Genomic DNA, 7,226 nt, shown 5'->3' with positions numbered 1-7,226 from the left:
AAAAGGAACCATAGTAGATGCTGCCATCATCTCCTCTCCCTCCTCCACAAAAAACCAAAGTAAACAAAGAAACATGGAGGCACATCAAACAAAGAAAGGAAACAATTGGTACTTCGGATACAAAGCCCATATAGGGGTAGACGCTAAAAACGGTTTGGTACACAGCGTGAAAGTAAGTGCAGCGAACGTACACGATGTAACGATGGTGCCGGAGTTATTAACAGGAGAAGAAAAAGAAGTCTATGGAGATAGCGCTTATTTGGGAGCAGAGCGACGGGAGGAAGCAAGAAAGAGAAACAAAAAAGGACAAAAGATCAACTACAAAATCAACAAGAGACGTTCACAGAGCAGGGAGAAGAGTGCGAGATCGAAAGGACAGATCAAACGAAGAGAGAGGGAGAAATCATCGATTCGATCCAAAGTAGAACATGTCTTTGGGATCATCAAAGCAAGGTTCGGGTATCGAAAGACGAGATATAAAGGACTTAAGAAACAGGAGGCGAAGCTGAATATCCTGTGTAGCTTGGCGAATCTATTGATCGCACAGAGGCGGAGCCTAAGTGCTTAATTTGTTGTGCCCGAAAAACGAAAAATCGGGCACAACAAAGAGAAACATGGAGATAACGGGGAATAAATATCAATTTTTTACCCTGTTATCCCCATTCTTTTTTTATTTTGCCAATTGTGAGGTCTTTCCTATATATTTCCTTAATAAACAGAATGATACCCCGTTTGGATATCATTTGTTTGTCAAAAAAATCATTCAAAAGGCAATAGATGATAACCTCGTTGAGAGATATCATTTCATGTTATTTAGAAACTTGTTGGAAAAAACAGCATCTTTTCTTGGATATAATAATTGGGGCGATATCCTTGTAGCGGATGGTATGTCTGATGAGGATAGAAAAGCATATATTAGATTTATTAACTTGTCATCGCATAATAAAATATCAGACTTGGAAGCGAAGGAATTGAAGCCGAATGAGAAAAATCTCTTAAAGCTACTCTTTGAAAATTTTAAGAGAGAATATAAATGGAAGGAGTAAATCAGATGTCGCAAGGAAAAGTAAATTACAAAACATCTACCATCGCAGAGATGACAGGTGGAATCATTTTGGCAAATTTTGAAAAAGACTTTCGAGTTAGAGAAACTTCATATCAAAGTGAAGCGGAACTTGAAAGACATATGATTGAAAACCTGGTCTCGCAGGGATATGAGAGGCTTATAGTAAAATCAAATGATGAACTATATGAAAACTTAAAAACTCAAATTCAAAAACTGAACAATATATCTTTTTCTGATGAAGAGTGGAGCAGATTTTTAATTGAATATTTGGATGCTCCAAATGATGGGATGATCGAGAAAACCAGAAAGGTGCAGGAGAATCATATCCATGATTTTATTTTTGATGACGGACATTTGAAAAACATTAAGATCTTAGATAAGAAAAATATACATAACAATTTTTTGCAAGTTACGAATCAGGTATGTGCTGAAGGAAAAAGCAGAAATCGTTATGATGTAACCATTTTGGTAAACGGCTTACCGCTTATTCACATAGAACTCAAAAAAAGAGGGGTGAATTTGCACGAAGCTTTTAATCAAATTCATAGATACAGTAAAGAAAGCTTTAACAGTGAAAACTCATTATATAAGTATGTACAGATATTTGTAATCTCCAATGGAACCTATACCAGATATTTTGCAAATACAACCGCACAGAACAAAAATCATTATGAGTTCACTTGTGAATGGGCAGATGCTAAAAACAAGGTGATTTGTGATTTGGAGGACTTTACTAAGACGTTTTTTGAGAAGCGGGTTATCCTTGAGGTTCTTACAAAATATTGCGTATTCGATTCAAATAATACTCTCCTTATCATGCGACCGTATCAAATAGCAGCAACCGAACGAATTTTGTGGAAGATAAAGTCAAGCTATGAGACCAAAAAAGCCGGCAGACCGGAAGCGGGAGGATTTATTTGGCATACGACAGGTTCGGGCAAAACGTTAACTTCATTTAAAGCAGCAAGGCTTGCTACAACACTGGGTTTTATTGATAAAGTATTTTTTGTGGTAGACAGAAAAGACTTAGACTACCAAACAATGAAAGAATATCAAAGGTTTCAGCCGGACAGTGTGAATGGAAGTAAGGATACAAAGGAACTGAAAAGGTGTATCGAAAGGGATGATAACAGGATTGTAGTTACCACAATACAAAAACTAAATGAGTTTGTAAAGAAGAATCCTGCCCATGAAATTTATGATAAGCATTGCGTGCTTATATTTGATGAATGTCATCGTTCTCAGTTTGGAGATGCACAGAAGAATATCAGAAAGTCATTTAAAAAATATTATCAATTCGGTTTTACGGGAACACCGATTTTTCCTGAAAATTCTATTGGTGGAGATACGACATCAGGGATATTCGGAGCACAGCTTCACAGCTATGTTATCACGGATGCTATTCGTGATGGAAAGGTTTTAAAATTTAAGGTTGATTATAACAATATTACGCCTAAATTCAAGAGTGCAGAAAAAGAGGAAGATGATAAGAAATTAGCAAAACTGGAAAGTAAAATGTTACTTCATCCGGAAAGGATCACTGAAATCACAAAGCATATTCTTAGGGTATTTGACACGAAAACACATCGTAATGAGTTTTATGATTTGAAGCATAGAAGACTTAATGGCTTTAATGCTATGTTTGCTGTGCAAAGTGTTGAAGCGGCAAAATTATATTATGAAGAGTTCGAAAGACAGCAGAGCAGCTTGCCTGAAGAAAAAAGATTAAAAATAGCTACCATTTATAGTTTTGCAGCCAATGAAGAACAAAGAGCGGTCGGAGAAATATCCGAAGAGGATTTTGATGTTTCAGCGATGGAGATGTCAGCAAAAGAATTTTTGGATAAGGTGATTACTGACTATAACGATTACTTCAAAACCAATTTTTCTACAAACGGAAATGAATTTCAAAACTATTATAAGGATTTGTCTCTTAAAGTAAAAGAGAAGAAAATCGATTTGCTGATAGTAGTAGGAATGTTTTTGACAGGATTTGATGCACCTACGTTAAATACGTTGTTTGTGGATAAAAATCTTAGATATCACGGTCTTATTCAGGCGTTTTCAAGAACAAACCGTATCCTGAACAAGGTAAAAACATTTGGTAATATTGTTTGCTTTAGGGACTTGGAAAAGGCTACACAGGATGCAATAAAGACATTCGGTGATGAAAACAGTGTAAATATTATTTTGGAAAAGAGCTATGAAGAGTATATTCATGGTTTTAAAGATGAAGCAACGGGAGGTGTGATCAAAGGGTATGAAGATATCTGCAATGAAATGATAACTAAATTTCCGGAACCAACCGAAATTATATCAGAAGCGGACAAAAAGGAATTTGTAGAGCTTTTTGGTGAACTACTGAAGGCTGAGAATATCCTGAAAAATTTTGATGAGTTTGAAAGCTTTGAAAAAATCATCTCGGACAGGCAGATGCAAGATATGAAGAGCGTCTATGTTGATATTAGAGAAAGCATTGTAAATTCAAAGCGCAATGAAGGGTCCGAGGGTGAGCAAATTGATTTTTCTGATGTGGAATTTCAGATTGACTTACTGAAAACAGACGAGATAAATCTGGATTATATTTTGGCTTTGATCTTCGAAAAGTCAAAGGAAAACGATGATGTGGAAGGTTTAAAAGCAGAAGTTCGCAGGGTCATCAGGTCAAGCCTTGGCACAAGAGCAAAAGAAGAATTGATTATGAACTTTATAAACGGCACAAGGTTATCTGAACTAAAAAACACCGATGATATTCTTGAGTCATTCTATCGTTTTGCAAAGAAAGAGAAGGAAAATAAAATAATATCCTTAGTTCAAGAAGAAAAGTTGAAAGAAGACTCAAAACGATTTATAGAAAAGGCTATCAATAAAGGATATGTCGAATATGCAGGAGATGAGTTGGATCGTATTATCCCACCGACTTCACGCAGACAGGGAGCAAGAGAAAAGAAGAAAGAATCCGTATTAGAAAAGATAAGAAAGATTGTAGAAGTCTTTGTTGGGATTTAAAAGTTTAGTTTGGGGGTTTATATTGGTAAGTTGTAAAATGAAATTGAACAACTGAATAAAAAATAATCCATAGATCAATTCCTTTGGTAAAATAAAGTTTGCAGACCATTTAGCAAAGAAGAATCACTGGCGTTGACAAATACTCTGTTGTCATTGGCATTTGAACCGCCACGTTTATTTAAGTGCTGTTTGATAATCGGTTCAATTCTATTCCACTGTGCATCGGTTAAATCATGCCTATTTTGTAGTTGTTCCATCGTATAAAACCTCCTCTGTTTTATACGAGTATCTCACATTTTTTACGTTTTGTAAAGTATTGCGTAGACACGATCTAGATTTTCAAAAAAATTTTTAAAAGAAAATTGACTAAAAATTTGAGAACTTGGTTTTCCCGATAATTCTCTCAGTATCCTCCCAACGATATACTTCTGTTTGACAACTGCGGTTTCTTTCGATATAATCAAGGTATATTCGGGAGCTTGGATGCAGGCTGAGAGGAAACAGAGGTTTCGACCGTACCTGATTTGGATAATGCCAACGTAGGGAATCTATCGGATTATTGCGCCCGTTTTTAGGGCGCTTTTTTTCGTTGATGAGGCAGGAGGATCGACCATACATCGGTGCTTTCCTGTGATCCTATCTTATGTTTAGACAATGCCGCACAAATGTAAAATTTTGATTTTCTTATGAAATTGTAAGAAATGAAATTTTGTCAAATCAACACTTTCAAAAAATTCAACATTCATATACAGCGATTTTATACTATTATTCTTTTGAGTTATGGACATAAACAATCCGTGGACCCATAGAAGTTAAAACAGTTTTTCGTGGTTGAAAAACAGATGCGTCCATACTTCTACTGGAGAATAGTATTACAATGATTTTTTGAATTGTGCGGTGTTTTCTTTATACTATTTTCCGTTTGAAACACCGGGTATACAGAGTATATAATTATCGAAAAACAATTTGGGGGCTATGGAAGTACCTCACAAAGGGACACTGTGGTTTTTTCTCTTGTTTTAGAGATTGAAGAAAGCCTTTGAAACAGAGACGTTTAAGAACCTTGTTTTTCGAATGAAAACGATGCTGTGCTTTGAGTTGTGGGTATCAACGATTGCGACCCATAGAAGATAAAACCATTTTTCGTGGTCGAAAAATAGATCTATCTATACTTTCCGTTGGAGGATAGCTATCGTTTTTGATGATTAGTATATATCTCAAAGTCCACCGGTCAATTTCAGCATATAGTATGCTCCGATCAAAGAGTGTAGATGTCCGTGTGTTTCTTCTCTTTACATACTGCAAATATTATCCTCCCGAGGAGAGGAAGAACTTATGTCCAACACAAAAAAACTTTCGGTTGCGAGTCTTTTCGTAGCAGTCGGAGTCGTACTCTCGGGATTTTATATCCCTGTCGGAGTCTCAAAGGTGTTTCCCGTGCAACATATGATAAACCTCGTTGCGGCGGTGATGCTCGGTCCGTTCTATGCGGTGCTGACCGCCTTTGCAACTTCAGTGATCCGCGTATCGGCGGGCACGGGATCCCTTCTTGCGTTTCCGGGAAGTATGGTGGGTGCGTGTCTTGCGGGAGTCCTGTATCGAAGGTATCGCTGTTTGGGAGCGGCCTTTGTCGGAGAGTTGATCGGTACGGGCCTATTGGGTGCGATCATCGCCTATCCCGTTGCGGCTCTGCTCTTATCCAAGGAGGTCGCACTGCTTAGTTTCGTTATCCCCTTCTCCATGAGTTCGGCGGCGGGAGCTCTGATAGGGCTTGCAGGTATCATTTCGCTGGAGAAGACGGGGATGTTTTACACAAAAATCGAGGGAGGATTGTAGGATGAGTTATAAGACGCAGATGGAAGCGGCAAAAAAGGGGATCATAACCGAGCAGATGAAAACGGTGGCACAAAAGGAAAACATCGATGTACAGCTCCTGATGAGCTACGTTGCACAGGGAAAGGTAGCAATTCCCGCAAACATTAATCACAAAGCGCTGAGCGCCGAAGGGGTGGGCAAGGGTCTCAAGACCAAGATCAATGTAAATCTCGGGGTTTCGGGGGACTGTCCCGATTATACCGAGGAGTTTGAGAAGGTCAAGTTGGCCATAGAGCTCGGCGCAGAGTCGATCATGGACTTGTCCAATTACGGAAAGACGAACAAGTTTCGAGGCGAACTCATCGACTTTTCTCCTGCGATGATAGGGACGGTCCCGATGTACGATGCTGTCGGATATTTGGAAAAAGAATTGGAAGATATCACTGCGGAGGACTTTCTTGAGGTTGTGGAACACCACGCCAAGCAAGGGGTAGACTTTATGACGATTCACGCGGGGATCAATCGAAGGGCGGTAGAAGCCTTCAAATCGTCCGAGCGAATTACCAACATCGTATCGAGGGGAGGCTCCCTCCTTTTTGCATGGATGGAGATGACGGGTAACGAAAATCCCTTCTATGAGCACTATGAAAAACTTTTGGACATCCTCTACCGCTACGACGTGACCATATCTTTGGGAGATGCGCTCCGTCCCGGAAGCACACACGACAGCACCGATGCGGCTCAGATATCGGAGCTGATAGAGCTTGGAATCCTCACCAGGAAGGCATGGGAGAAAAACGTCCAGGTCATGATAGAAGGTCCGGGTCACATGGCTCTCAATGAGATCAAGGCGAATGTCATCCTCCAGAAACGTCTCTGCCACGAGGCGCCCTTCTATGTATTAGGGCCTCTCGTGACCGATATCGCACCGGGCTACGACCATATCACCTCTGCGATTGGAGGAGCGGTCGCTGCAAGTGCGGGAGCGGATTTTCTCTGCTATGTCACACCGGCGGAGCACCTGAGGCTGCCCGACCTTCAGGATGTGCGCGATGGAATCATCGCTTGTAGGATCGCGGCACATGCGGGTGATATTGCAAAGGGTTTGGAAGGAGCACGGGACATTGATGACAGGATGAGCGATGCACGAAGACGGATCGACTGGGAGGAAATGTTCTCCTACGCACTCGATCCCAAGAAGGCGCGGGAGTACTTTGAGTCCAAGCCTCCAAGTGAGAGGGACAGTTGCACCATGTGCGGAAAAATGTGCGCCATGAGGACGACCAACCGTATTTTAAGCGGAGAAAAAATCAAACTTGCGGATTAGGAGGGAGGA

Annotated in this window: 6 protein-coding genes and 1 riboswitch; of the genes, 5 read left to right on the top strand and 1 reads right to left on the bottom strand. The window is 40.0% G+C overall.

The window, feature by feature from the left end:
- From ACFO4R_RS00495 to ACFO4R_RS00485, 3 genes are all read left to right on the top strand, one after another.
- Positions 1-568 (top strand): IS5 family transposase (locus ACFO4R_RS00495; RefSeq protein ID WP_379786984.1); only part of this gene is annotated, 568 nt, incomplete at its 5' end.
- The gene (locus ACFO4R_RS00490) at positions 561-1,046 is read left to right on the top strand and encodes a hypothetical protein (protein WP_379786983.1); all 486 of its coding nucleotides are present in this window, start codon (positions 561-563) and stop codon (positions 1,044-1,046) included. The genes ACFO4R_RS00495 and ACFO4R_RS00490, both read left to right, overlap by 8 nt.
- On the top strand, positions 1,034-4,075 hold the full coding sequence (locus ACFO4R_RS00485) for a type I restriction endonuclease subunit R (protein ID WP_379786982.1): 3,042 nt from the start codon (positions 1,034-1,036) through the stop codon (positions 4,073-4,075). The genes ACFO4R_RS00490 and ACFO4R_RS00485 overlap by 13 nt, the downstream gene beginning before the upstream one ends.
- Positions 4,076-4,149: 74 nt before the next feature.
- Here ACFO4R_RS00485 and ACFO4R_RS00480 read toward each other — a convergent pair whose 3' ends face one another.
- The gene (locus ACFO4R_RS00480) at positions 4,150-4,332 is read right to left on the bottom strand and encodes a hypothetical protein (RefSeq protein ID WP_379786981.1); all 183 of its coding nucleotides are present in this window, start codon (positions 4,330-4,332) and stop codon (positions 4,150-4,152) included.
- A gap of 204 nt (positions 4,333-4,536) precedes the next feature.
- A riboswitch (TPP riboswitch) is annotated at positions 4,537-4,638 on the top strand.
- A 772-nt stretch (positions 4,639-5,410) separates the two neighbouring features.
- Between ACFO4R_RS00480 and thiW the strand changes: the two genes are divergently transcribed.
- Together thiW and thiC are read left to right on the top strand one after the other, a co-directional pair.
- Complete coding sequence (gene thiW / locus ACFO4R_RS00475; RefSeq protein WP_379786980.1) at positions 5,411-5,911, top strand: energy coupling factor transporter S component ThiW; 501 nt, start codon at positions 5,411-5,413, stop codon at positions 5,909-5,911.
- Position 5,912: 1 nt separating this feature from the next.
- Positions 5,913-7,217, top strand: a complete 1,305-nt coding sequence (gene thiC, locus ACFO4R_RS00470; protein WP_379786979.1) for a phosphomethylpyrimidine synthase ThiC — start codon at positions 5,913-5,915, stop codon at positions 7,215-7,217.
- The last annotated feature ends 9 nt before the right edge of the window (positions 7,218-7,226 follow it).

The organism is Filifactor villosus, assembly GCF_042652965.1.
Taxonomy (GTDB): Bacteria; Bacillota; Clostridia; order Peptostreptococcales; family Filifactoraceae; genus Filifactor; species Filifactor villosus.
The sequence above is the reverse complement of the archived record's forward strand: the minus strand, read 5'-3'. Positions and strand labels throughout refer to the sequence as shown.

Bases quoted from the DNA above. Each gene is read 5' to 3' on its own strand.
- ACFO4R_RS00485 (WP_379786982.1), top strand. From the start codon at position 1,034: ATGGAAGGAGTAAATCAGATGTCGCAAGGAAAAGTAAATTACAAAACA.
- ACFO4R_RS00480 (WP_379786981.1), bottom strand. From the start codon at position 4,332: ATGGAACAACTACAAAATAGGCATGATTTAACCGATGCACAGTGGAAT.
- thiW (WP_379786980.1), top strand. From the start codon at position 5,411: ATGTCCAACACAAAAAAACTTTCGGTTGCGAGTCTTTTCGTAGCAGTC.
- thiC (WP_379786979.1), top strand. From the start codon at position 5,913: ATGAGTTATAAGACGCAGATGGAAGCGGCAAAAAAGGGGATCATAACC.